Origin of the sequence: Rhodococcus sp. 06-156-4 (assembly GCF_002259345.1) — a bacterium.
Taxonomy (GTDB): domain Bacteria; phylum Actinomycetota; class Actinomycetes; order Mycobacteriales; family Mycobacteriaceae; genus Rhodococcoides; species Rhodococcoides fascians_E.
Genome location: NZ_NPGB01000018.1, coordinates 409619 through 435205, shown reverse-complemented (window position 1 = coordinate 435205; position 25587 = coordinate 409619). Strand labels below are relative to the sequence as shown.

General features: G+C 65.6%; 21 protein-coding genes. 12 read left to right on the top strand and 9 right to left on the bottom strand.

What is annotated here, in order from left to right; translation table 11 throughout:
* From dapF to CH290_RS12780, 3 genes are all read left to right on the top strand, one after another.
* Complete coding sequence (gene dapF / locus CH290_RS12790) at positions 1-870, top strand: diaminopimelate epimerase (RefSeq protein WP_033189637.1); 870 nt, start codon at positions 1-3, stop codon at positions 868-870.
* Between the two features lie 219 nt (positions 871-1089).
* A complete protein-coding gene (hflX, locus tag CH290_RS12785; RefSeq protein WP_026347606.1) occupies positions 1090-2538 on the top strand; it encodes a GTPase HflX in 1449 nt (482 codons plus the stop codon).
* A gap of 7 nt (positions 2539-2545) precedes the next feature.
* Positions 2546-3571 (top strand): hypothetical protein, encoded by a 1026-nt coding sequence (locus CH290_RS12780; protein WP_033189638.1) that lies wholly within the window; start codon positions 2546-2548, stop codon positions 3569-3571.
* A gap of 4 nt (positions 3572-3575) precedes the next feature.
* Here the strand turns inward: CH290_RS12780 and CH290_RS12775 are convergent, their stop codons facing one another.
* The 4 genes from CH290_RS12775 to CH290_RS12760 are packed head-to-tail and all read right to left on the bottom strand — an operon-like array spanning position 3576 to position 7733.
* On the bottom strand, positions 3576-3833 hold the full coding sequence (locus CH290_RS12775; protein WP_019664096.1) for an HPr family phosphocarrier protein: 258 nt from the start codon (positions 3831-3833) through the stop codon (positions 3576-3578).
* A gap of 54 nt (positions 3834-3887) precedes the next feature.
* Complete coding sequence (locus tag CH290_RS12770) at positions 3888-5942, bottom strand: PTS fructose transporter subunit IIABC (protein WP_033189639.1); 2055 nt, start codon at positions 5940-5942, stop codon at positions 3888-3890.
* A gap of 10 nt (positions 5943-5952) precedes the next feature.
* Positions 5953-6969 (bottom strand): 1-phosphofructokinase family hexose kinase, encoded by a 1017-nt coding sequence (locus CH290_RS12765; RefSeq protein WP_019664094.1) that lies wholly within the window; start codon positions 6967-6969, stop codon positions 5953-5955.
* Complete coding sequence (locus CH290_RS12760; protein ID WP_019664093.1) at positions 6966-7733, bottom strand: DeoR/GlpR family DNA-binding transcription regulator; 768 nt, start codon at positions 7731-7733, stop codon at positions 6966-6968. The genes CH290_RS12765 and CH290_RS12760 overlap by 4 nt, the downstream gene beginning before the upstream one ends.
* Positions 7734-7921: 188 nt before the next feature.
* Here CH290_RS12760 and ptsP point away from each other — a divergent pair, with 188 nt between their 5' ends.
* The 3 genes from ptsP to CH290_RS12745 all read left to right on the top strand — a co-directional run bounded on the left by ptsP (position 7922) and on the right by CH290_RS12745 (position 12164).
* Positions 7922-9631 carry a phosphoenolpyruvate--protein phosphotransferase gene (ptsP, locus tag CH290_RS12755; RefSeq protein ID WP_020110203.1) on the top strand — a complete coding sequence of 570 codons (1710 nt, stop codon included), beginning with the start codon at positions 7922-7924 and terminating at the stop codon, positions 9629-9631.
* A 23-nt stretch (positions 9632-9654) separates the two neighbouring features.
* On the top strand, positions 9655-10920 hold the full coding sequence (locus CH290_RS12750) for a uracil-xanthine permease family protein (RefSeq protein WP_033189640.1): 1266 nt from the start codon (positions 9655-9657) through the stop codon (positions 10918-10920).
* Positions 10921-11021: 101 nt separating this feature from the next.
* Positions 11022-12164: an acyl-CoA dehydrogenase family protein gene (locus CH290_RS12745; protein WP_019664090.1), complete on the top strand. Its 1143-nt coding sequence runs from the start codon at positions 11022-11024 to the stop codon at positions 12162-12164.
* A 132-nt stretch (positions 12165-12296) separates the two neighbouring features.
* Here CH290_RS12745 and lexA read toward each other — a convergent pair whose 3' ends face one another.
* Entirely contained in the window at positions 12297-12995 is a 699-nt protein-coding gene (lexA, locus tag CH290_RS12740) for a transcriptional repressor LexA (protein ID WP_033189641.1), read from the bottom strand.
* Positions 12996-13403: 408 nt separating this feature from the next.
* On the opposite strand from lexA, the gene CH290_RS12735 reads away from it, so the two are divergent.
* Complete coding sequence (locus CH290_RS12735) at positions 13404-13802, top strand: hypothetical protein (RefSeq protein WP_033189642.1); 399 nt, start codon at positions 13404-13406, stop codon at positions 13800-13802.
* A gap of 127 nt (positions 13803-13929) precedes the next feature.
* Positions 13930-14394 carry a transcriptional regulator NrdR gene (nrdR, locus tag CH290_RS12730; RefSeq protein ID WP_026347603.1) on the top strand — a complete coding sequence of 155 codons (465 nt, stop codon included), beginning with the start codon at positions 13930-13932 and terminating at the stop codon, positions 14392-14394.
* A gap of 11 nt (positions 14395-14405) precedes the next feature.
* Here the strand turns inward: nrdR and hrpA are convergent, their stop codons facing one another.
* Positions 14406-18305, bottom strand: coding sequence for an ATP-dependent RNA helicase HrpA (gene hrpA, locus CH290_RS12725; protein ID WP_033189643.1), 3900 nt, complete (start codon positions 18303-18305; stop codon positions 14406-14408).
* Positions 18306-18389: 84 nt separating this feature from the next.
* On the opposite strand from hrpA, the gene CH290_RS12720 reads away from it, so the two are divergent.
* Both CH290_RS12720 and CH290_RS12715 read left to right on the top strand, forming a co-directional pair.
* Positions 18390-19034, top strand: coding sequence for a Pr6Pr family membrane protein (locus tag CH290_RS12720; RefSeq protein ID WP_033189644.1), 645 nt, complete (start codon positions 18390-18392; stop codon positions 19032-19034).
* Between the two features lie 10 nt (positions 19035-19044).
* A complete protein-coding gene (locus CH290_RS12715; protein WP_033189645.1) occupies positions 19045-20304 on the top strand; it encodes an aminotransferase family protein in 1260 nt (419 codons plus the stop codon).
* Here the strand turns inward: CH290_RS12715 and CH290_RS12710 are convergent.
* Positions 20288-20512: a hypothetical protein gene (locus CH290_RS12710; protein ID WP_019664083.1), complete on the bottom strand. Its 225-nt coding sequence runs from the start codon at positions 20510-20512 to the stop codon at positions 20288-20290. The genes CH290_RS12715 and CH290_RS12710 overlap by 17 nt on opposite strands.
* Before the next feature lie 209 nt (positions 20513-20721).
* Between CH290_RS12710 and CH290_RS12705 the strand changes: the two genes are divergently transcribed.
* Positions 20722-21384, top strand: a complete 663-nt coding sequence (locus tag CH290_RS12705) for a hypothetical protein (RefSeq protein WP_019664082.1) — start codon at positions 20722-20724, stop codon at positions 21382-21384.
* On the opposite strand, the gene CH290_RS12700 is transcribed toward CH290_RS12705, so the two are convergent.
* Positions 21374-22051 carry a PhzF family phenazine biosynthesis protein gene (locus tag CH290_RS12700; protein WP_094739411.1) on the bottom strand — a complete coding sequence of 226 codons (678 nt, stop codon included), beginning with the start codon at positions 22049-22051 and terminating at the stop codon, positions 21374-21376. The two genes, CH290_RS12705 and CH290_RS12700, sit on opposite strands and share 11 nt — an antisense overlap.
* Before the next feature lie 78 nt (positions 22052-22129).
* Here CH290_RS12700 and CH290_RS12695 point away from each other — a divergent pair, with 78 nt between their 5' ends.
* Positions 22130-23065 carry a LysR substrate-binding domain-containing protein gene (locus CH290_RS12695; protein WP_019664080.1) on the top strand — a complete coding sequence of 312 codons (936 nt, stop codon included), beginning with the start codon at positions 22130-22132 and terminating at the stop codon, positions 23063-23065.
* Here the strand turns inward: CH290_RS12695 and CH290_RS12690 are convergent.
* Entirely contained in the window at positions 23053-25563 is a 2511-nt protein-coding gene (locus tag CH290_RS12690) for a DEAD/DEAH box helicase (protein WP_020110197.1), read from the bottom strand. The two genes, CH290_RS12695 and CH290_RS12690, sit on opposite strands and share 13 nt — an antisense overlap.
* Between the last annotated feature and the right edge of the window lie 24 nt (positions 25564-25587).

Here is a 25587-nt window from a genome sequence, read left to right as displayed (position 1 = left end):
ATGCACTTCGCGAAAGGTCACGGAACGCAGAACGACTTCGTCGTGCTGCAGGACCCGGACGTCCTGATCGAGCTTCTCCGGCCCCGGGTCGCTGCTCTGTGCGACCGTCGTCGCGGTCTCGGTGCCGACGGAGTACTGCGCGTTGCACGGGCCGGGCAGTTGCGTGACGCAGGAGTCCTGGACCGGCTGCCCGCGGGTGTGTCCGCCGAGGACTGGTTCATGGACTACCGCAACGGTGACGGCAGCATCGCCGAGATGTGCGGTAACGGGGTGCGGGTGTTCGCCCACTACCTGCGGGCCACCGGGCTCGAGACCGAGGATCGATTCGTCGTCGGTTCGCGAGCGGGAGCCAGGCCGGTCACGGTCCATCGCTTCGACGACACCACCGCCGACGTCACCGTCGAGATGGGGGACGTGCATCTGATGGGGTCGAGTGCTGCCGTACTGGGGGGCCGCCGCTTCGAGGGCATCGGTATCGACGTCGGCAACCCGCACCTCGCGTGCGTGGACCCCGACCTGGACGTCACCGCGCTCGGCGGGATGGACTTCTCGTCGGCACCCGAACTGGACGGTGATTTCTTCACCGCAGGCGCAAACGTCGAGATTCTCACCCGACTGCAGTTCGGCCGGGTGGACATGCGCGTGTTCGAACGTGGTGTGGGGGAGACTCGATCGTGCGGGACCGGCACGGTCGCAGCCGCGGCCGCGGCGCTGTCCTACGAAGGGCTCGACTCCGGCCAGGTCGTGGTCGGTGTGCCCGGCGGCGAGGTCACCGTGTCGATCGACGATTCCGGCGCGACGCTTCGGGGCCCGTCCGTACTGCTGGCGAGCGGCGACGTCGACGACGACTGGTGGCGGCGCATCGCATGAGCCGTTGATTCGGCACGGGCGGGAAACTCGCGTGCACACGCTGGGGATTTCGTGGATCATGGATGACGTTGGACAGAGAAGTTGTTGTGACAACCGGAATCGTTCGATTCCCGGACCTAAGGATTGACGGAAATAACGGACACACAGAATCACGACCACGCCGATGCACAGAACGGGTCGGCCTGGACGCGCGAAGAGAGCGAAGCGTGGTCCAAGCGGATCGCGCGCTCCCCGCTTCCCACGTCGGATCAGGGTGACGGCAGCTCCGACAGCAGACCGTCGACGGGCGACATGCAGCTCGAGGAGCGTACCGCTCTCCGGCGCGTCGCCGGGTTGTCCACGGAACTCGCGGACGTCACCGAGGTCGAGTACCGCCAGCTTCGGCTCGAACGCGTCGTCCTGGTCGGGGTGTGGACGACCGGAACCGCAGCGCAGGTGGAGAGCAGCATGGCCGAGCTCGCCGCACTCGCGGAAACAGCGGGATCCGAAGTGCTGGACGCCTTGGTTCAGCGGCGTGACAAGCCGGACACCGCCACCTACATCGGCTCGGGCAAAGCCCACGAACTGAGGGATGTCGTGCTGTCCACCGGTGCCGACACCGTGATCTGCGACGGTGAGCTCACACCCGCGCAGCTCAACGCGCTCGAGAAAGTGGTGAAGGTCAAGGTCATCGACCGGACCGCACTGATCCTGGACATCTTCGCCCAGCACGCGACATCGCGTGAAGGCAAGGCGCAGGTCGCGTTCGCGCAGATGGAATACATGCTTCCGCGTCTGCGCGGTTGGGGTGAATCGATGTCTCGTCAGGCCGGCGGCCGCGCAGGCAGCAACGGCGGTGTCGGCCTTCGCGGACCCGGTGAGACCAAGATCGAAACCGATCGCCGACGGATTCGCGAGCGCATGGCGAAGCTCCGCAGGGAGATCAAGGGCATGAAACAAGCCCGCGACACCAAACGCGAGAGCAGGCTGAAGAGCACCACCCCCAACATCGCGATCGTCGGATACACCAATGCCGGCAAGTCGTCGCTGCTCAACTCGCTGACGGGCTCGGGTGTCCTGGTTCAGAACGCACTGTTCGCCACCCTGGATCCGACATCGCGAAAGTCCACGTTGGAAGACGGGCGAGCCATCGTCCTCACCGACACGGTGGGCTTCGTCAGGCATCTCCCGACGCAGCTGGTCGAAGCATTCCGTTCGACACTGGAAGAAGTCACCGACGCCGATCTGCTTCTGCACGTCGTCGACGGGTCGGATCCGCTGCCCACGGACCAGATCAAAGCCGTGCGGGAAGTCATCGTCGACGTCGTCAAGGAACGAGACTCGACGATGCCGCCGGAGCTGATCGTCGTGAACAAGATCGATGCCGCAGATCCGGTCCAGCTGACCCAGCTTCGCGGGCTTCTGCCCGGAGCACGGTTCGTGTCGGCTCGTACCGGCGAGGGAATCGACGAACTGCGTGATCACCTCGGTGAGATTCTGGCGTGGCCCGAAGCCGAGATCGACGTCCTCGTTCCCTACACGCGGGGTGATCTCGTCGCACGCATTCACACCGAGGGACGGATCTCCAAGTCGTCGCACGAGAGCGACGGCACTCGGGTCGAGGCGCGAGTGCCGACGGCACTGGCCTCCGTCCTGGCCGAGTTCGCGTACGAACCGGCTGCTGTCTGACATCGGCGTGCGTCCGGGTGTCCTCGCGGTAGCCGTCGCAGTGGCGGCGCTGACCGTCGGTGCCGGCGCACCGACCGCCCAGGCTCGGCCGGAGGTGCGGCAGGAACCGTCGGACACCTACTGCACTCCGACCGACCCGGCACTCGAGGAGGTGTCGGGGATGGCGTTCGTCGACGGTGTGCTCTACGCGATCGGCGACAGTGGGACCGATCACCGGGTGGCCGTCCTGGACGACGGTTGCGCCGTGACACGGTGGCTCGACGTTCCGGTCGACCCGTACGACGTGGAGGACATGGCGTCGTACGACGGCGACCTGTGGTTGTCCGATACAGGCGACAATCAGAGCAGGCGTGACACCGTCGCGTTGACTCGGATGGATCCCGTCACCGGGCAAGGCGAGCTACACCGGTTGACCTACCCGGACGGGCCGCACGACGCGGAGGCCCTGCTGATCGAGCCCGGTGGTCGTCCGGTCGTCGTCACGAAGGAGCCGACCGGGGTGAGCGGAATCTACGTCCCCGCGGGTGGCGAATCCGTGGCCGAGCTGGCGTCACCGGGGCCCACCGCTCTCACGAAGGCCGGAGAATCGACGTTCGAGCGGACCGACACGGCCGGGGGTCCGCCGTTCATCATCGGGTCGATTCTCGCGACCGGGGGAGCGGTGAGTGCGGACGGGACTGTCGCTGCCGTGCGCACCTATACCGACGCCTACCTGTTCGCGGTGCCCGACGGCGATGTCGTTCGAGCTCTGTCCGGTGAGCCGGAAGTCATAGCTCTTCCTGCCCAGCCCCAGGGTGAGGCACTCACATTCGATTCGAACGGCAACCTGTTGATCGCCTCCGAAGCCGCGGGTGGGCCGGTTCCCCCCATCGAGGTGCTGAGCAGCGCAACAAGTCTCGTCGACACGCCGACACCGGCGACGGAAGCTCCTCAGCAGCCTGGTGGCCGATGGCCGCTGGGTGCGCTCGCCGTCGCCGGTGTCCTGGCGATCGTGTCGATCTTCTACACCGTCGGGGCAGCCCGACGGCGTTGACGGGTCAGGCGTCGAGGTCGGACGCGACGAGCGCCGCAACCTTGTCCAGAGCCGCCTGGTCCTCGCTCTCGACGGTCACCTCGGTGCCCTTGGCTGCACCGAGGGTCATGATCATCAGCGCGGATCCGGCGTCCACCGGTTCCTCGCCGTCCACGGCGAGAGTGACGTCGACGCCTGCGTCGGCAACGGCCTCGGCGATGATCGCTGCGGGTCGCGCGTGCAGACCGATTGCGGATCCGACGGTGACTGTGGTGCTGGGCATGAAGTGCTCCTTCTTCGTTGGGTGGTCAGGCGGTGATGATCAGGGGGGTGACGATCAAGCGGTGACGAGGTCGGGGTCGATGGTTGCTTCAGAGGGGGCGTTCTTGCCCTTGGCGAACTGCTTGGCCGCAATCACGAGCACGGCGGCGACGATCGTGCCGACTGCGAGGGCGAGCAGGAACCACAGGATCCCACCGACGGCGAAGAACACGAAGATGCCGCCGTGCGGAGCGCTGAGCGTGACGTCCATCGCCATGATGAGAGCACCGGTCACTGCGCCGCCCGCCATCATCGACGGAATCACGCGAAGTGGGTCGGCGGCCGCGAACGGAATCGCACCTTCGGAGATGAACGCTGCACCGAGGAACCAGGCGGCCTTGCCGTTCTCGCGTTCGGCTTCGGTGAAGATCTTCGGGCGTACGGCCGACGCGAGAGCCAGAGCGAGCGGCGGCACCATGCCGGCGGCCATCACGGCCGCCATGATGCGCAGCGATGCGGTGTCGGTGACCGACAGGCCTGCAGTGGCGAATGCGTACGCGGCCTTGTTGACCGGGCCGCCGAGGTCGAAGCACATCATCAGTCCGAGGATGATGCCGAGGATGATGATGGAGCTACCCGACAGGCCGTTGAGCCAGTTGGTCAGTCCGCTGGTGATGGCGGCGAGCGGCTTGCCGAGCACGAGGAACATGATGCCGCCGACGATCAGCGTCGCGAACAGCGGAATGATGACGACCGGCATCAAGCCACGAAGCAGAGCCGGGATTTTCCACCTGCTGATCCACAGCGCGACGAAACCGGCGATCAGACCACCGACGAGGCCACCGATGAAGCCTGCGCCCACCAGGACGGCCACGGCGCCAGCCGTGAACCCTGGTGCAAGACCGGGCCTGTCGGCAATCGCGTACGAGATGTAACCGGCCAATGCGGGAACCAGGAAGCTGAAGGACAGCGCGCCGATCTGGAAGAGAACAGCTCCGAGGTAGATCTTCAGACCACCGTCGGGCAACGCGGTGAGCGAGTTGTTGACGACGATGTCCTCGGCGCTCTCGGAGATGGTGTACCCACCGAGCAGGAAGCCGAGTGCGATGAGCAGACCGCCCGCCGCAACGAACGGAATCATGTAACTGACACCGGTCAGCAGGATCTGCCGAATGCGTGTGCCCCATCCGAGTTCGCCTGCGCCGGAGGACGCGGTGCCCGGATCGGCTGCCGTGCCGGAGACACGGGCCGCGTTCGGATCGTTCGATGCGCGCAGCGCTTCCGTGACCATCACGTCGGGCTCGTTGATGGCGCGTTTGACTCCGGACGAGATCACCGGCTTGCCGGCAAAGCGCTCCTTACCCTTGACCCCGACATCCGTGGCGAAGATGACCGCTTCCGCGCTCGCGATCAGCGCCGGGTCGAGCGGCGTGCTTCCGCTCGAGCCCTGAGTTTCCACGTGCACCGTCACACCGGCACGATCACCGGCAGCGACGAGCGAATCCGCGGCCATGTACGTGTGGGCGATACCCGTCGGGCACGCCGTGACAGCGACGATGTGCTTGGGCGTATCCGCGGCGGCGGCGTCGGGAACCTCGGGAGCGGAGTGCTTGGCAGTACTCACCGTGGCCCCGGCAGCAGGGGCAGCGGCGGCCTTGGGCGCCGGGTTGATGACACCGTCGACGAGAGCGACGACGTCCGCGGCCGTCGGAGCCTCGCGCAGAGACGTCACGAACTCCGGCTTGACCAGCGCCCTGGCCAGGCTGGAGAGCAGCTTCATGTGCGCCGAACCCGCACCGGCCGGCGCCGCGATGAGGAAGACCAGATCGGCCGGGCCGTCGGGCGCACCGAAATCGACCTTCGGGTTCAGACGGGCGAATCCGAGCGACGCCGTCGTCACGGCCTCGGCGCGACAGTGGGGGATGGCGATGCCGCCCGGCAGGCCCGTCGCCGACTGCGCTTCGCGGGCCAGAGCGGCGTCACGCAGCGGTTCGGCGTCGGTGGCGCGCCCGGCGTCGGCGAGCACGTTCGAAAGCCGTTCAATGACAGCGTCTTTCGATTCACCGAGGTCCGCGTCGAGGACTATGAGGTCCTCCGCGATGATCGCGGGATCGTTGGTTGGTGTGGACATGACGTCGCTCCTACGAGGTGAGGGTCTTCGAGCTGGGGGAGGGCTGTGGGTCGAGTGAGTTCGGTGACTGCACTGCTTGGACGGTCACCGAGTCGGGACGAGTCTGTTCGGGGGTGGGAAGGGTGGTGCCGGGTAGAGCCGTCGCCGCGGTGCCGTACGCCACGGCTCGACGGATCAGGTCGGCGGGTGGGCATCGCTCTATATCGGCGAGGATGTAGCCGGCGAGGGACGAATCTCCCGCGCCGACGGTGCTGATCGCGTCGATCTTGGGGGGCGAGGCGAACCACGCGCCCTCCTGGGTCACCAGGACCGCTCCCGCGCTGCCCAAGGTGGCGAGCACCGCACCGACGCCGCGCTCCAACAGGATTCGACTCGCGTCGATCGCCGCGGTCGGATCCCCCGCGGCTGCCGCACGCTCGAGGTTCTCGGCATCCGCTCCGGTGAGCTGCGAGAGCTCCTCGGAGTTGGGCTTGATCAGGTCCGGCGCGGAATGGGGGAACGACGCAGCGAGCGCGAGAAGCGGTGCATCCGAGGTGTCCACGGCAACCTTGCACGCCGTCGTGGACTTCAGTGCTGCTACGAGTTCCCCGTACCAGCCGACAGGTATGCCCGGGGGAAGCGATCCCGACAGTGCCACCCAGGTTGCATCTCGTCCCAGGTCGACGACCGTCTCGAACAGTTCTGTCCTGGCGGCCTCGGACAACTCGGCGCCCGGCTCGTTGATCTTGGTCGTGACGCCACCGGGCTCGCTGACGGTGATGTTGGTCCGAGCGAGCGCGCCCGTCGGGACGGCGCAATAGCGGACGCCCCGGGCGGACAGAGCCTCGAGCAACGGGTCGTGCTCGGATGCGGGAAGCACCGCCATGGCCTGCACGCCGGAAGCGGTGAGCACCCTGGCCACGTTGACGCCTTTGCCTCCCGGATCGCTCACCGACGCGCGCGCTCGATGTACGCCACCGCGCGCGAGCTCGGTATCCAACACCACCGTGCGGTCGATACTGGGGTTGGCGGTCAGTGTGACGATCATGCGATCACCACCTCGATTCCGTTGTCGGTCAAACTCTTACGATCGGATACCTCGATCTGGGCGTCCGTCACCACGACGTCGATGTTCTCGAGCCGGGCGAAGCTGACCAGATGCTCGCGGCCGATCTTGGACGAATCGGCAAGGACGACCACATGATTGGCAGAGCGCACCATCGCACGTTTCACGGCGGCCTCGTCGCTGTCCGGGGTCGACAGGCCGTGCCCGAGACTGAGTGCGTTCGTTCCGATGAACGCCACGTCCACCCGCAGCCACTCCAGCGATGTCAGTGCTTCCTCGCCGACGGCCGCCTGTGTCGCACCTCGAACTCGGCCCCCCAGCATACGAAGGCTGATTCCGGACAGGGGTGCAACTCTCGCTGCGATCGGAACGGAGTTGGTGACCAGGGTGAGCTCACGGTCGGGGCCGATCAACGCGGCCAATCGGCCCGTTGTGGTTCCGGCGTCCAGTACGACGCTGCCTCCCGAACCCGGGAGGTACTCGACCGCGGCGGCAGCGATCGCATCCTTCTGTTCGGCTCGCGTGTATTCACGTTCACCGACGCCGGGTTCGGTGACCGTCAGAGCCGACGCGGGCACCGCACCGCCGTGAACGCGCCGAACGACACCGAGGCGATCCAGCATCGCCAGGTCCCGGCGAACGGTCTCCGTGGTGACCCCGAACGAGGTGGACAGATCGGCCACCGAGACACGTCCACGACTGGTGATCAGCTCTGCAATCGATTGTTGACGTTCCTCTGCGTACATCCGTTCCTCCTCTCCGTCGTGCGTACGGGCTGGGCTCTGATCCGATTACGTGTTGGTTTATGTTGTTTTACGCCCGTATCTGTTGACATGTCAAGAGCAAAGAGTAATCTGAGTCACAACAAGTCGATCACAGCGGATACGGACACACGCCCACTTCGCCGCGCGCACTTTTCGTTCAAGGAGGACACATGACGGGATCGCACCTCGCCGAGAACCGGGAGACCGGAGCAGCACTGGCCGGTTCGGCGGTTCTGACCGGCACGCCCGTCGTACCCGGAGTCGGCTACGGCCCGGTGATCAGGCCCGGCGGCCGGCCGGACGTGCCCGTCGACGACACGGTGCTGGACGAGCAGGCGCGCGGGCCCGAACTCGAGAAGTTCCGTGAGGCGACGTCCGTGGTGGCCGGTCGGCTTCGGGGCCGGGCAGAGTTGGCCACCGGAGCGGCATCGGAGGTGCTCTCGGCCAACGCGGCCATGGCTCAGGACCGCGGCTGGCTGAAAGCTGCCGAGAAGCACATCGCTGCGGGATCGTCCGCGACGTCGGCGACCAATGCCGCGACCGAACAATTCGTATCGATGTTCACCAAGCTCGGCGGCCTGATGGCCGAGCGCGTCACCGACCTGCGTGACGTCCGTGATCGGGTCGTCGCGCAGATACTCGGATCGCCGGAACCGGGCGTGCCGGCCCCGACGGTTCCGTCCATCCTTCTCGCCGACGACTTGGCGCCGGCCGACACCGCCGGGCTCGACCCCGACTTCGTCGTCGGGCTCGCGACGTCACTCGGCGGACCGACCAGTCATACCGCGATCATCGCCCGCCAGCTCGGAATCCCGTGTGTCGTAGCCGTGTCCGGTCTCGACGACGTGGCCGAGGGCACGCCCGTGGTGGTCGACGGCATAGCCGGCAGGATCGTGCTCGACCCGGACGCGGCGCTGGCGACACAGGCCGTCGCCGACGCGCGGGCAGAACTGGATCGTGTGTCGCGGTGGGCCGGGCCGGGTTCGACATCGGACGGACACCTCGTGGACATCCTCGCCAACGTCCAGGACGGTGCCGGTGCCCGCGCGGCTCGCCGGACCGCGGCCGAAGGCATCGGACTGTTCCGCACCGAACTCTGCTTCCTCGACCGCGACGTGGAGCCGACGGCCGAGGAGCAGGCGGAGATCTACGGTGAGGTGCTCGACGCCTTCGCCGGCCACAAGGTGGTCGTCAGAACCCTCGATGCGGGCTCGGACAAGCCGTTGCGGTTCGCGAACCACGCCGACGAGGCCAACCCTGCCCTCGGAATCCGCGGTATTCGAATCGCCGCGCAGGACAGGGGAATTCTGCTTCGCCAGCTCGACGGAATCGCCGCCGCCGCGACAGCGACGGGGTCGACGCCGTGGGTCATGGCCCCGATGATCGCGACCGCGGCCGAAGCGGCAGCGTTCGCCGACGACGTGCGGGCACGCGGGTTGAAGCCCGGTGTGATGATCGAGATTCCCGCCGCGGCGTTGATGGCCGAGCACATTCTCGAACACGTCGACTTCCTGTCGATCGGTACCAACGACCTCGCGCAGTACACGATGGCTGCGGACCGGATGTCGCCGCAGCTGGCCGACCTCACCGATCCGTGGCAGCCGGCGGTCATCGCGCTCGTCGCCCACACGGCGAAGGCGGGTGCCGCAGCGGGCAAGCCCGTCGGGGTGTGCGGTGAGGCCGCGGCAGACCCACTGCTGGCGTGTGTGTTGGTGGGTCTGGGGGTCACCTCGCTGTCCGCGGCGTCCGCCGCCGTGGCGCACGTCGGGGCGAAATTGTCCTCCGTCACGCTCGACCAGTGCCGTGCCGCTGCCGACGCCGCCCTGAAAACGGACAGCTCGGCCGCGGCTCGTGCGGCGGTCACCGCGCTTCTGGCGTGAATGCCCTCTAGGATTCACTGCTTGTGAGTCGAAACTTCGGATGGACCCAGCACGGCGACGGAAAGACGCCCTCCGCGGGCGCAGTCGTGGCGCCCGACGAGCGGCTGTCATGGCCTCGCACGGTGGGTATCGGCATGCAGCACGTGATCGCGATGTTCGGCGCGACACTGCTGGTGCCGACGGTGACCGGGTTCCCGGTCACGACGACGCTGCTGTTCTCCGGAATCGGCACCGCCTTGTTCCTGATCATCACGCGGGGCCGGATCCCCAGCTACCTCGGTTCGTCGTTCGCGTTCATCGCACCGCTCAGCGCAGCGCAGGCGGATGGTCCGGCAGCTCAGCTCGGCGCCGTCATGTCCGTCGGAATCGTTTTGGCCGCAGTCGGATTCGTCGTGAAATTCGCCGGCGGGCGAGTGATCGAAGCAGTCATGCCGCCCGTCGTGACGGGTGCCGTGGTGGTGCTCATCGGCCTGAACCTCGCCCCCGCGGCGACATCGTCCTTCGAGGCGCAACCACTTGTCGCGGCAGTCACCCTGATCGCCATTCTCGTGGTGACCGTGGCCGGTCCAGGACTCCTCGGCCGCCTGGGCATTCTCGTCGGAGTCGTCATCGGCTGGGTGTTCGCGGCGGTGGTCGGACAGATCGACGCAGCGAAACTCGACGCCATGAAGTCCGCCTCGTGGATCGGAATGCCCGAGTTCCGTGGACCCACGTTCGAGCTGTCCGTCGTTCTGATCGCCCTGCCCGTGGTCATCGTTCTCGTCGCCGAGAACGTAGGCCACGTCAAAGCAGTGTCCGCGATGACGGGGAAGTCGCTCGACGACCTCGCAGGAGACGCACTCATCGCCGACGGGCTGGCCACGACGCTCGCGGGCGCCGCGGGAGGTTCTGGAACGACCACCTACGCCGAGAACATCGGGGTCATGGCCGCCACCCGCGTGTACTCCACAGCCGCGTACTGGGTCGCAGCCGTCACGGCAATCGTGCTCGCGTTCTCCCCGAAGTTCGGCGCACTCGTGTTCACGGTTCCCGACGGCGTCATCGGCGGCGCCACGCTCGTCCTCTACGGACTCATCGGCCTACTGGGAGTCCGGATCTGGTCCGACAACAAGGTCGACTTCACCGACCCGGTCAACCTCACCGTCGTCGCGGCCGCACTGGTCGCGGGAATCGGCGATTTGACCTTGACCATCGGATCGGTCGACCTCGGCGGCATCGCATGGGGCTCGGTGGGCATCCTCGTCGGCTATCCGGCTCTGCGCGCACTCAGCCGGCTCGCTACCCGCTAGTTCGGTCACCGATCCTGCGCGGCTCGGTCATCGACCGAGGTCGGGCGCGGTCGTAGTGTCGAGGGAACGCACGACAAGTGTCACCCTCGAAGGAGTAACCCGTGGACCGCACCCTGTTCGAACCCGAGCACGACCTCTTCCGCGAGTCGTACCGCAAGTTCCTGGACCAGCACGTCGCCCCCAACCATGCGCGCTGGGAAGAGCAGAACATCGTCGACCGTGACGTCTGGGTGGAAGCTGGCAAGCAAGGCTTCCTGGGAACGGCAGCGCCCGAGGAGTTCGGCGGCGGCGGGGTCAAGGACTTCCGGTACAACGCCATCGTCACCGAGGAAACCACCCGCGGCGGATACAGCGGAATCGGGTTCACCCTGCACAACGACGTCGTCGCGCCCTACTTGATCGAGCTCACCAACGACGAGCAGAAACAGCGCTGGCTCCCCGGATTCTGCTCAGGCGAACTCATCACCGCGATCGCCATGACCGAGCCCGGTACCGGCAGTGATCTGCAGGGAATCAAGACCCGCGCAGTTCGCGACGGGGACGAGTGGGTCCTGAACGGATCCAAGACCTTCATCACCAACGGCATCAACGCCGACCTCGTCATCGTCGTCGCGTGTACCGACCCGGAGAAGGGTGCGCAGGGCTTCAGCCTGCTGGTCGTCGAACGCGACATGCCAGGCTTCGAACGCGGACGCAACCTCGACAAGATCGGCATGAAAGCCCAGGACACCGCCGAGCTCAGCTTCACCGACGTTCGAGTCCCCGCAGCCAACCTCCTCGGCGAAGAAGGCATGGGCTTCATCTACCTGATGCAGAACCTGCCGCAGGAGCGCCTGTCGATTGCCGTCGTCGCAGCCGCAGCCATGGAATCCGCGCTGGACATGACCATCCAGTACTGCCGGGACCGCAAAGCGTTCGGCAAGTCCATCGGCAAATTCCAGAACACCCGCTTCGTGCTCGCCGAACTGGCCACGGAAACGACCGCGACACGCATCATGGTCGACAAGTTCATCGAACTCCTCAACGCCGGCACGCTCACCGTGCAGGAAGCCGCCATGGCGAAATGGTGGACAACCGAGAACCAGGTCAAGCTGATCGACAGATGCCTACAGCTGCACGGCGGCTACGGGTACATGAAGGAATACCCGATCGCCAAGGCCTACATGGATTCTCGTGTGCAGACCATCTACGGTGGCACCACGGAAATCATGAAGGAGATCATCGGCCGAGGACTGGACCTCTGACCCCGTCGTAACCCCGAGAGCGCGCCGCCGCACCCCCCTGAATGGAGCGAACGTGACGTTCGGTCACTTCAAGTGACCGAACGTCACGTTCGCTCCGTGTCGGTACGGGGGTGGTGGTGGAACGAGCGCTGTTCAGAGCTTGCGCATCACGGTGACGACCTTGCCCAGGATCGCTGCGTCGTTGCCGGGGATGGGCTCGAACAAGCGGTTGTGCGGCATCAACCAGACATCACCCTTGGTTCGTTTGAACGTCTTGACGGTTGCTTCGCCCTCGATCATGGCCGCGACGATGTCGCCGTTGTCCGCGACGCTCTGCTGACGCACGACAACCCAGTCTCCGTCGCAGATCGCGGCATCGATCATGGATTCGCCGACGACTTTCAGCAGGAACAGGGACCCCTGGCCCACCAGTTCGCGGGGGAGCGGGAACACGTCTTCGACGGCTTCCTCGGCGAGGATGGGTCCACCCGCGGCGATTCGTCCGAGAACGGGCACGAAAGTCGGCGTGGGCAGCTGGTCCTCGGACGGAGCAGAACCGTCGGCGACTGCAGCCGCGTGATCCGCTTGCACCTCGTCGAGCCCCCGCACATCGACGGCCCGAGGACGATTGGCGTCTCGGCGGAGGAAGCCCTTGCGCTCGAGCGTGCGCAGCTGGTGTGCCACGGACGATGTGGACGTGAGCCCGACGGCATCGCCGATCTCGCGGATGCTCGGTGGATATCCCCGCTCGGTGACCGACGCCCGAATCACCTCGAGCACCTTGCGCTGACGCTCGGTGAGTCCGGCGTTGATATCCGTTCCCTCGCCCTCGAACGCCTTCGCCGTCGGCACGGCAGCAGGCTTGCCCGCCGCAGCCTTGCCGGCCGCACTTTTCGTCGCCGCGGTTTTCGGCGCAGCGGGCTTCCCAGCAGTCTTACCGTTCGACCCCGTGCCATTCGACCCCGTGCCATTCGACCCAGTAGAGGTCTCGTCTTTCATTCGTGCGTCCTCCTGCGTGATGCGTGCGTGTGCCGGAACTCGAACGTGCTCGAAGACCAGAACGCGTGGGATGGATGTGACGTGTGGTTTCTGACACGAACTTAGCCCGTAATCGCTGTTGGATCAAACATCTGTTCGATCCGTGTCGCGTTTTCTACTGACTTTGTCGGAGGTGCGTGATAGAACTTTCGAACAAGCGTTCATCGAACGCCTGATCGAATAGCGTTCGAATCCACGTCTCGTTCGACACCGGAGGTTCCGATGAGCATCACCACCGAGCGGCCCGTCCGTACGGAGCAGCACCAGCAGACTCGCCGTGCTGTCCGTAGCCGTCAGACTGCGTCGCAGCGTCGTGCGGCGATGCAACGTCGGCGTCGTGTCGGCGCGTCCGCGGTGCGCGGCGGCCAGCACGACCGGCGGGCCGAGGGGTGCGCGGACCAGGCGCATCGTAGCCAGCGCATCACCGTGCTGGGCGCGGTGGCGGGAGTGGTGGGGACCGCACTGGTGCTGTTGGCGCTCGTCGGAATGGCGAACCTGCGCGCATCGTCGCTCGAATCCGTTTCTGCGCCCTCTGTTGCCACGGTCCAGGTCCAGAGCGACACGGTATCGGGCGACACGGTCTCGAACGGCACGGTCGTCAGCAGCACAGTAGGTCCGTAGCGCTGTGTTGTGTCTGCCTCGTCTGTCAGGGGACGGAGCCGGTTCGGTTCCGCTCCGAGTATCCTCGAAGCCTGCGCCTCCTGTGTGCCGTTCGGGGGTGCGTGACGGCTACGACGGAGGCTCAACCATGCATTGCCCGTTCTGCAGGCACCCCGACTCGCGCGTGGTGGATTCGCGGGAAGCAGACGAGGGCCAGGCTATTCGTCGTCGTCGTTCGTGCCCGGAATGTGGACGTCGGTTCACCACGGTGGAGACGGCGGTGCTGGCGGTGGTGAAGCGCAGTGGGGTGACGGAGCCCTTCTCTCGGGAAAAGGTAGTCAAGGGTGTGCGACGCGCATGCCAGGGCCGCGATGTCGACAACGATGCGTTGAATCTTCTGTCGCAGCAGGTCGAGGACGCGGTTCGAGCGTCGGGATCGGCCGAGATCCCCAGCCACGAGGTCGGTCTGGCCATTCTCGGCCCCCTGCGTGACCTCGACGAGGTCGCGTACCTGAGGTTTGCGTCGGTGTACCGCTCGTTCAGCTCAGCCGAGGATTTCGAAAAGGAAATCCTCGATCTTCGTGCGCACCGGCAGGCTGCGGCGGTCGACTGACGCTCGCCGGGTCACGATCGTGCCGCGACCTCCATGGCCCGCACGAGACGCTTCTCCGACACCGGATAGGCCGTGCGGATGCTCTGCGCGAACAGGCCGACTCGCAGTTCTTCGATCATCCAGAACACATCCTGCACCGCTGAAGTGTGGTGCTTGGTCTCCGGTAGCGAGCGGAGCATCCTGTCGTATGCCTCGTACACGCGGTCGAGGACGTCCATCCCTGCATCGTCACGTCCGGCACTGCTCGGCAGAGATTTCAGGCGTGCCGTCGCGGCGTCGAGATAGCGCGGGATATGGACGAGGCGCGTCGATCCGAACTCGAACACGAAACCGTCGAACACCAGTGATGACAGCTGTTCTCGTACATCGTCGGCCGCGTCGCCCTGTAGAGGATCCAGTACGGAACGCAGTTCCAGTGCTGCGGTGAGAATCGGCCGGACCAGTCCGAGTATCTCGCTGGTTCGTCGAGCGGTGTCGGCGCCGACAGCGGCGGCGAGAGCCGCGAACTTCTCGGGAGACCGGACAGGACCTCCGTGCGCGGTCATCGACTCGTCGACAGCAGTTTTCCTGCAGTCGTCGAGCAGGCTTTCGATGCTGCCGTAGGGGTTCTGGCCGAGGGCCAGTCGTTCACGCGTCGGGATGCCGGCAAGCAACGCCTTCGTGCCTCGTGGTGCCGACTCCAGAAGAAGTGCGCGCGTCCCTTCCCGCATCGCGGCGCGCTGAGCAGCCGGGGTGCTGAGAACACGGACGGCCACGCCGCCGTCCTCCCGGATGAGGGCGGGATATCCGGTCACCGTCTGTCCCGCGACCGATGTGGAGACCGTTGCGTCCAAGGTTCCCAGCGTCGACGACGTCCAAGCCAGGGTCGCAGGTCGCTCGGCTGCACCCACCGCGTTCGCGACTTCACGATCGACACGGGGCGCCAGTGCATTGCGCAGTGCAACCAGGTCCTTGTTCGATCCGAGCGTCTTGCCGTCGGTGTCGACCGCGACGAACGTCATCCTCAGATGTGCGGGCAGAGAACCCAGATCGACATCGTCCGGGTCGATACGTGTGGACCCCAGCCGCGAGAGTTCACGAGCCAGTGCTGTCACGATCGGCTCCGAGCGCGGTTTCATCGACGCCAGAGCGGCAGAGGCGAAGTCGGGTGCAGGAACGACGGTGCGCCGTTGGGCCTTGGGGAGAAGTTTGATCAAGGCCGTGACCAGTTCTGTGCGCATACCGGGCACGAGCCAGTCGAACCCCACCGGCTGGACCTGTGCGAGAAGCGCGATCGGGATCCTGGCCGTGACACCGTCGGCTTCGGACCCCGGTTCGAACTGATAGGTGAGGGGGAAGAGGATCTCTCCCTGTCGCCACGCATCGGGGTAATCACCGCCGAGAACCGACGCCGCGTCAACATTCACCACCGTCTCGGTGGTGAAGTCGAGAAGATCGGGTGTACTCCGGCGAGTTTTCTTCCACCAGGTGTCGAAGTGACGAGCGGACACGGCCTCCGCGCCGATCCGTGCGTCGTAGAAGTCGAACAGTGCATCGTCGTCGACGACGATGTCGCGGCGGCGGGCCTTGTTCTCCAACTCGCCTACGTCGTCCAGCAACTCACGGTTCCTGTGGAAGAACGGGTGCTGAGTCTTCCACTCGCCTTGTACGAGTGCGTGCCGGATGAACAGCTCGCGGGACGCCTCCGGGTCGACGGTGTGATAGTTGACGGGCCTGCCCGCGACCAGTGGGATGCCGTAGAGCGTGACGCGCTCGTAGGCCATTGCGGATTGGCGTTTGGTGGACCAGTGCGGTTCCGAGTACGTGCGCTTGACCAGATGCGGTGCGAGCCTCTCGGCCCACTCCGGTTCGATTCGCGCTGCCATCCGGCCCCACAACCGTCCGGTCTCCACGAGTTCGGCTGCCATCACCCAGCGCGGAGGGTTCTTGAACAGTCCACTGCCGGGGAACACCGCGAAGTGAGTGCCGCGCGCACCGAGGAATTCGCGTTTGTCACCCTCGCGAAGGCCGATGTGCGACAGCAGACCCGAGAGAAGAGACTGGTGCAGAGCTGTCGGGGTCGACGGCGAATCGGGGATGCTCCACCCCATCCCTCGGGTGATCTGCCGCAGTTGACCGTGCAGGTCCTGCCATTCCCTGATGCGCAGGTAGTGCAGGAACTCGGCGCGGCACATTCTGCGGAACTGGTTGGAGGACAGATCGGTTCGCCGGTCCCGAAGGTAGCTCCACAACTCGACGTACGCCAGGAAGTCCGAATTGGGGACGGCGAAGCGCGCATGCTGTTCGTCGGCGGCCTGCTGGTGTTCGGTGGGACGCTCCCGTACGTCCTGGATGGACAATGCCGACACGACGACGAGAGCATCGGCGAGTGCCCCGGTGTTGTTGGCTTCCACCAACATCCGACCCATTCGAGGATCCACGGGCAGAGCCGCGAGCTCGCGCCCGATGGGCGTGAGCTCCGATTCGCCGGTTCCGCTGGACGGTTTCAGCGCACCGAGCTCCTCGAGCAGGCCGATTCCGTCGCGAATGCTGCGGGGGTCGGGCGCTTCGACGAACGGGAACTCCTGGATCTTCCCCAGACCGAGGGACGTCATCTGCAGGATGACCGACGCCAGGTTGGTCCGCAGGATCTCGGGCTCGGTGAACTGGGGACGGGACTCGAAGTCGTCCTCCGAATAGAGCCGGATGCAGATTCCGTCGGCGACGCGTCCACACCGGCCTGCCCGCTGCCTGGCGGACGCCTGGGAGATGGGCTCGATCGGCAGCCGCTGGACTTTGGTCCGTAGTGAATAGCGGGAGATGCGTGCTGTTCCAGGGTCCACCACGTACCGGATGCCCGGAACCGTCAACGACGTCTCCGCGACGTTGGTGGACAACACGACTCGTCGGCCCGTGTGCGGGGTGAACACTCGATGCTGCTCGGCCGCCGACAGGCGTGCATACAGTGGCACTATCTCGGTTCCGCGGAACTGTCTCTCGCGCAGCGCATCCGCGGTGTCACGAATCTCACGCTCGCCGGAGAGGAACACCAGGATGTCGCCGTCGCCCTCGCCGATCAGCTCGGCGACGGCGTCGCACGTGGCGTCGACGGGATCGAGATCCACGGTGCTGTCGTCGACATCGATGGACAGCGGGCGGTACCGCATCTCCACAGGGAACGTGCGGCCGGACACTTCGACGATGGGCGCCGCAACACCGTCCCGTGCGAAGTGCTGGGCGAACCGTTCCGGGTCGATGGTGGCGGAGGTGATGATCACCTTCAGATCCGGGCGGCGGGGGAGGAGCTGAGCCAAATAGCCGAGGATGAAGTCGATGTTGAGGCTGCGTTCGTGTGCCTCGTCGATGATGAGCGTGTCGTACTGCCGCAGAAGACGGTCACGTTGGATCTCGGCCAGCAGAATGCCGTCCGTCATGAGCTTCACGAGTGTCGAATCCGACGACTGATCGGTGAACCGGACCTTGTAGCCCACCGACTCACCGATCGATTCGCCGACTTCCTCGGCGATGCGTTCGGCGACGGTCCGTGCCGCGAGACGACGAGGCTGCGTGTGCCCGATCGATCCTCTGATGCCGCGTCCCAGTTCCAAGCAGATCTTGGGTATCTGTGTCGTCTTGCCCGATCCCGTTTCACCGGCGACTATCACGACCTGGTTGTTCGCGATGGCGTCGGCGATGTCGTTCTTGCGGAGACTGACGGGCAGTGACTCGGGATACTCGATACGGGGCAGCGCCGCGCGCCGGTTCTCGACTACCGCTTCCGCCTTCGCGACCTCACGTTCGACGGTGTCGACGGCGTCGGGTGTGCGGGCGCGGTCGAGCCTGCGACGCAACCGGTGTTCGTCCCGAATCGAGACATCGGCCAATCTGGTCGACAGTGCGCGACGACGTTCTGCGGTGGATGAGGTAGACATGCTGGCACAAGGATAGTTGCTGCAGCGTCCGCGGTGTCGGCGCGGTACACACCGATGGGTCGTCGGCCTGTGCAAAGATCGGCTATGCCTACCGATTCCACGTCGATAGTAATCAGAATTGCGAGGGTCGGGTTCGCTCTTCTGACAGCCGCAGCCCTGGCGACGATTCTCGCGAAAGGTGTCGGGACCGAAGGTTTCTCGGTCGCGAACTATTTCAGTTACTTCACCGTCCTGAGCAACGTGCTGACCGTCGTCGTGCTGGGTATCGGCGGCATCGTCGATCCTCCAGGCGAGGGATGGCAGTTGTTCCGGGGTGCCGTGACGCTGTACATGGTGATCACCGGGATCATCTACGCCGTTCTTCTGGCGAACATCGAGGTCGGTGTCGCGGATCCGTGGACCAACAACGTGGTGCACAGAATCATGCCGGTGGTCCTGCTTCTCGACTGGGTGATCGTTCCCGCACGCAAGCGGATCTCGGAGGCGCGGTCTCTTCTGTGGCTGCTGTTTCCGCTCGTCTACGGGATCTACAGCCTGATTCGAGGCCCGATCGTCGACTGGTACCCCTACCCGTTCCTCGACCCCCGAGGGCAAGGTTATGTCGCGCTCGTCATCGGACTGGTGGTGCTGACCGTGGCATTCGTGCTGATGGCACTCGCCGTGAACGCCGTCGGCCGACTCGGCAGCAGATGGCGACTCGGCGGTGGCGCGGACGACCGTAGTGACTAGGCTTCGGAGCATGTCTTCCGCGACCGAACCGAGTTTCGAATCCAGACACTCCGCGCTGTGGCACGGTTTCGCCGACATGGGCGCAGTCACCGCGTCCGGGCCGTTCGTCGTCGCCCGCGGTGACGGCGCCTACATCTACGACCGCGACGGTAACGAGTACCTCGACGCCACCGCCGGACTCTGGTTCACCAACGTCGGGCACGGTCGTCGCGAGATCGCCGACGCGGTCGCGACCCAACTGTCTTCTCTTGCGCATTACTCCAACTTCGGAGACTTCGTGCCGGAGACCACGTCGGTCCTCGCCGAGCGTCTCGCCGAGATCGCACCGGTCGCAGGCAGCAAGATCTTCTTCACCTCGGGCGGATCCGACTCGATCGACACCGCGGCCAAGCTGGCTCGGCGCTACTGGCACGAGGTGGGCAAGCCCGAGAAGACGCTGATCGTGGGGCGGCAGAAGGCATATCACGGTATGCACGTCGCAGGTACCTCTCTCGCCGGCATTCCGGTCAACCACGAGAACTACGGCACGCTGATGCCCGACGCCAGGACTGTCGCGTGGGACGACGCGAAGAGCCTGTTGGCGCTGATCGAGGAAGTGGGGTCCGACAAGGTCGCTGCCTTCTTCTGCGAACCCATCATCGGCGCCGGTGGCGTCTACCTGCCGCCGGACGGCTACCTGGCGGAGGTCAGGCAGATCTGCCGAGACAACGACGTGCTGTTCGTCGCGGACGAGGTCGTCACCGGGTTCGGCCGGATCGGCGGATCGTGGTTCGCGTCCTCTCGGTTCGATCTCGCACCGGATCTGATGACCACCGCCAAAGGGCTCACCTCGGGATACGTTCCGATGGGCGCAGTGTTCATCGCCCCACGGATCGCCGAGCCGTTCTTCGCAGGCGGAGCCTGGTGGAGGCACGGGTACACCTACGGCGGCCACGCCGGTGCGGCCGCCGCGGCCCTCGCCAACCTCGACATCGTCGAACGCGAGAACCTCCTGCAGGAATCCGCCCGCCTGGAGTCGTCGTTGCACACCTACCTCGCGCCGCTCGCCGATCACCCGCGTGTTCAGGAAGTGCGCAGTGGGCTCGGTGCGGTGGCGGCGATCCAGCTCGCCGATCCAGCCGAAGCATTGCCGTTCGTCAAGACACTCCGCGAGCACGGAGTGTCCGGCCGCGCAGCCGGACAGGGAGCCATGCAGATCTCGCCGGCGTTCGTCATGACCGACGCCCAGGTGCAGGAGCTCGCGACTCGAATTCTCAGCGCGCTCGGCTGAATTTCGCCCGAAGGCGCTGCCCGCGAGTCGGTGTGGGCAGCGGCGGCGGCGGTTCGGTTTCCGCAGCCTCGGCGAACCGACGGTGCAACTGCGCGCGCACCTCGTCCGGTGCGTAGGCGCGGCGAGTGCGCTCCGACTTCACGACGAGTGCTCCGGTTGCCGCAACACCGACGACGCCCGCAAGGCCGAGTACCTTCCACAGCTTCATCGCCTCACCGTACTGGGATCGGGGGCCGGGAGTGGAGCCGGCAGGAACGACCCATGTAAACCGGGAGTGGAGCCGGCAGGAACGACCCAGGAAGGCCGGGAGTGGAGCCGGCAGGAACGACCCATGTAAACCGGGAGTGGAGCCGGCAGGAACGACCCATGAAGGCCGGGAGTGGAGCCGGCAAGAGCGATCCCTTTACGCTGGGTCTCATGACTGTTTCGTCGATTTCGCTCGACACTGCTGTCGATGCCACTCGGACCGGTGACATCTGGATCTTCCGGGGGCATTCGGCGGCCGATCGTGCGATACAGACGTTGACCAACAGTCCGGTGAACCACGTCGGAATGGCCGTGGTCGTCGACGATCTACCCCCGCTGATGTGGCATGCCGAGCTGGGGAAGACGCTGCAGGACATGTGGACGGGCAACTTTCAGCGCGGGGTCCAGTTGCACGACCTACGGGCGGCGGTGCTGCAGTGGTCCGACAAGTACGCGCAGCGATGCTGGCTGCGGCAGTTGAGTGAGCCCGTGACCCGCGAGCAGGAGGATGCGCTGATGCGCACCATCGCGCGGATGGACGGAACAGCGTTCCCGACGACGGCGAAGTTGGCGGGCAGTTGGTTCAAGGGACGGGTACCGACGTTTCGTCGCCGATCCCGCGAGGACGAGGCCGCCGGATCCGCGGCCCTCGAAACCGCGTATTGCGCGGAAGTGGTTGCGATGACGTACGACTCGATGGGGTTGCTGACGGGCAACAAGAAGGCGAACTGGTTCGACCCCGGAAAGTTCTGGAGCGGCGATCGGCTCCCTCTCGTGCCCGGCGTCACGCTGGGCGACGAGATCTTCGTCGACGTGTCCGCTGTCACACGGTGATGGTGTTCTCCGAAACGGTGCGGCCGCCCAGCTCGATCCAGTCACCGTCGCGACCGGTGACGAGAACGGAACCGCGTCCCTGAGCGACGACGAGTCCTCGTCCGAGTACTCCGGTGATCCAGACTGCCGCCGAGCCGGTGGCCTCGTCCTCGGCAATTCCCATGCTGGGTGCGAACATTCGTGACCTGATGTGCCCTGCGCCCTCGTCCGTCCAGGCCCAGGCGTAGTGGTGATCCTCGGTGAACGACGCGGCATCGAGTTCGTCGACGTCGGCAGCGGAGTCCAGGTGATGCTCGACGAAGTGGGGCGTCCACTCGGGCTTGGCTCTGACCCAGGACACGTCACCGTCGTAGCGGACCGCGAGATCGGAAGCGGGAACGGTCAACACGTTGATCGGGGTGCCCTGTGCGCGCAGCCACCACGACAGTCCGACCGTGGGATGCCCGGCGAACGGCAGTTGCTGCGCCGGGGTGTAGATGGTCGCCTCGGCGCGAGCCGGATCGCTGGAACTGCCGCTGTAGAAGATGGTTTCGCTGAATCCCAATCGATGCGCCAGTGCCTGTCGTTCGTTCTCGGTGACGTCCTGGGCGTCGACGATTCCCAGGGGATTGCCGTGGTTGCCGTCCTGATCGGTGAACACTCGCACTACCGACACGTCGATACCCATGGCGGCAGAGTCTACGCGAGCGCCGACGAGGACTCCGGGCGAAAGGTGTTGCCGATGAGTTGGCCTAGACTGATCGGTATGTCCGATCAGAGTTATCAGCCGACGCTGTCGCAGTTGCGCGCATTCGTGGCGGTGGCCGAGCACCGTCATTTCGGTACCGCGGCCGCACGGCTGAAGGTCAGCCAGCCGACGCTCTCGCAAGCGCTCGCATCGCTGGAGCAGGGACTCGGCGTCCAGCTGGTCGAGCGCAGCACGCGAAAGGTTCTGGTGACCACTGCAGGCAATCAGCTCCTGGGGCGGGCACGCGCCACTCTGGAAGCGGCCGACGGCTTCGTCACCGAAGCGTCCGGCTTGGGCAGCACGTTGGCGGGCCCGCTCAGGTTGGGCCTCATTCCCACCGTCGCGCCGTACGTTCTGCCTGCCCTGCTGCCGGCGATCGCCGCCGAGTATCCGGATGTCGTGCCGTTCATCGTGGAGGACCAGACCGAACGACTGCTCGCCTCGCTGCGGAGCGGTGCGATAGAGGCTGCCGTCGTCGCCTTGCCGACCGAAGAGAACGGTCTGGTCGAAATCCCTGTGTACACCGAGGACTTCGTCCTGGTCGTGCCGCCTGCCCACGACCTTGCGGGCCGAACCGGGCTCGCGCTGAACGTACTCGCGGGGCAGCCCATGTTGCTCCTGGACGACGGGCACTGCCTTCGCGATCAGACACTCGATCTGTGTCGATCCGTCGACAGCGCGCCGATGTCGAGCGACACGAGAGCCACGTCTCTGGCCACCGTCGTGCAGTGCGTCGCAGGCGGTCTCGGCGTGACACTCGTCCCGCGTTCGGCGGTGCACGTGGAAACGGGCAGGGGAGCACTCGGTATCGGAGAGTTCGCGGACCCCAAGCCCGGTCGCACCATGGGACTGGTCCACCGAGCCTCGAGTGCGCGCGGCGACGAGTATCGAGCGATCGCAGACCTCATATCTCGCATCGGTGCTCGGGTAGCCGGCCCGAATCAGCCCGCCTGAACCACGATCTCGTCGAACACGATCTCACCCGCGGCATTCGATTCCTCGAGGTCGATCGTCCCGACGAGCGACCATCCCTGGTCCCCGTTGGGATCTTCGATGATCTGTCGCACCGTCGTCTCGTCCTTGCCGACGACGAGATCGAACAGGGCCGGGCCCCGCGCCGACGGGCCGGTGCCCATCTCGCCGTACTCCTCGAAGTACGGCTCCAGATCGAATTCCCAGTCGGGGCCGTCGTCGAGCTCGTCGAGAGCATTCCATCGGCGCCCGGCAGCGAGTTCGATGCGCTTGAAGACGGCGTTGCGGACCATGACTCGAAAAGCCCTGGGGTTGGCGGTGATCGGTTTCGGAGAATCCCCGCCGTACGCCTCCGGCCTGGTCTCCGGTTCCTCACCGGGGTCGGTCAGGTTCTCCCATTCGTCGAGCAGGCTGGAGTCGACCTGACGGACCAGCTCGCCCAACCATTCGGTGATGTCCTGCACCTCCTCGGTCCTGGCCTCGGGGGGAACCGTCTGGCGCAGTGCCCGATAGGCATCGGCGAGGTAGCGGAGAACGAGTCCCTCGGAGCGGCTGAGCCCGTAGTGACTGATCAGTTCCGCGAACGTCATGGTCCGTTCGATCATGTCGCGGACGACGGATTTCGGTGACAACGCAACGTCGTTCAACCAGGGGTGGCCTCCCCGGTAGATCTCGAACGCGGGGACGAGGAGCTCGGCCAAGGGCTTGGGCCACGTCACCTCTTCGAGGAGTTCCATCCGCTCGTCGTACTCGATGCCGTCGGCTTTCATCTGCGCTACTGCCTCACCGCGTGCGGCGTGCTGCTGAGCCATCAAGATCTGGCGTGGGTCGTCCAACGTCGATTCGATGATCGACACGACGTCGAGGGCGTGTGTTGCGGATTCCGTGTCGAGCAGTTCGAACGACGCCAGCGCGAACGGAGACAGCGGCTGATTGAGCGCGAAGTCCGGTTGCAAATCCATCGTCAAGCGGGCGTACTTCCCGTCGGCATCCGGTTCGGCCGATTGCTCGACGATCCCGGCGGCAACGAGCCCCCGGTAGAGGGTGATCGCCCGAAGGATGTGTTTGCGTTGGGCGGGGCGAGTCTCGTGACTGTCCTCGAGCAGATGGCGCATCGCGGTGAAGCAATTGCCGGGCCGAGCAATGACATTGAGAAGCATGGAGTTGTTCACCGAGAATCGGGACGTCAGCGGTTCGGGGCTTGCCGCGACGATTCGCTCGAACGTCGGCTCGCCCCAGGACACGAACCCGTCCGGTGCCTTCTTGCGTTGAACGCGCTTGAGCTTCTTGGGGTCGTCACCGGCTTTGGCGACCAGACGTGCGTTCTCGATGTCGTGTTCCGGCGCCTCGACGACGACGGTACCGAGGGTGTCGTATCCCGCGCGGCCCGCGCGGCCTGCGATCTGATGAAACTCGCGGGCGCGGAGTTGGCGGGTGCGAATTCCGTCGTACTTGGTCAGCCCGGTGAACAGCACCGTTCTGATCGGGACGTTGATGCCGACGCCGAGAGTGTCGGTCCCGCAGATGACCTTGAGCAGGCCGTCCTGAGCGAGTTTCTCCACGAGTCGTCGATACTTGGGGAGCATCCCTGCGTGGTGGACCCCGATGCCGTGGCGGACCAGCCGAGACAGCGTCTTGCCGAATCCCGTCGTGAAGCGGAACTGGCCGATCGCATCGGCGATCTGGGCCTTCTCCTGCTTGGACGCGACGTTGACGGACGTCAGAGCCTGAGCGCGTTCGAGAGCAGCTGCTTGTGTGAAGTGGACGACGTACACCGGGGCGAGGTGTGTCTCGACGAGTTCCGCGATGGTCTCGCTGATCGGTGTGGTGACGTACGAGAACATCAGGGGCACCGGTCGTTCCGTCCCGGACACCACCGTGGTGACACGGCCGGTGCGCCTCGTCAGATCGTCCCGGAAGAACGAGACGTCACCGAGGGTGGCGGACATCAGAAGAAACTGTGCGTTCGGGAGTTCGATCAGGGGGACCTGCCAGGCCCAACCGCGATCCGGCTCGGAGTAGTAGTGGAACTCGTCCATGACGACCTGCCCGATGTCCGAGTCCGCGCCCTGGCGCAGCGCCAGGTTCGCGACGATCTCCGCGGTGGCGCAGATGATGGGCGCTCCCGCGTTGACCGAAGCGTCACCTGTCATCATCCCGACGTTCTGAGCTCCGAAGATGTCGCAGAGCGCAAAGAATTTCTCACTGACGAGAGCTTTGATGGGAGCGGTGTAGAACGTTCGCCGCCCCGCTGCCACGGCCGCGAAGTGAGCACCGACGGCGACCATGGACTTGCCCGATCCGGTAGGCGTGGCCAGGATGACGTTGGATCCCGACACCAGCTCGATCAGCGCCTCTTCCTGCGCCGGGTACAGCGTCAGGCCGCGCTCGGCCGTCCACTCCTGAAAGATGTCGAACAGGGTGTCCGGATCCTGCGCCTCGTCGGTGGTGGGATCGGGGACGAGATCGAAGAGGAGCACCCCTACAGGTTATGGGTCGACGGG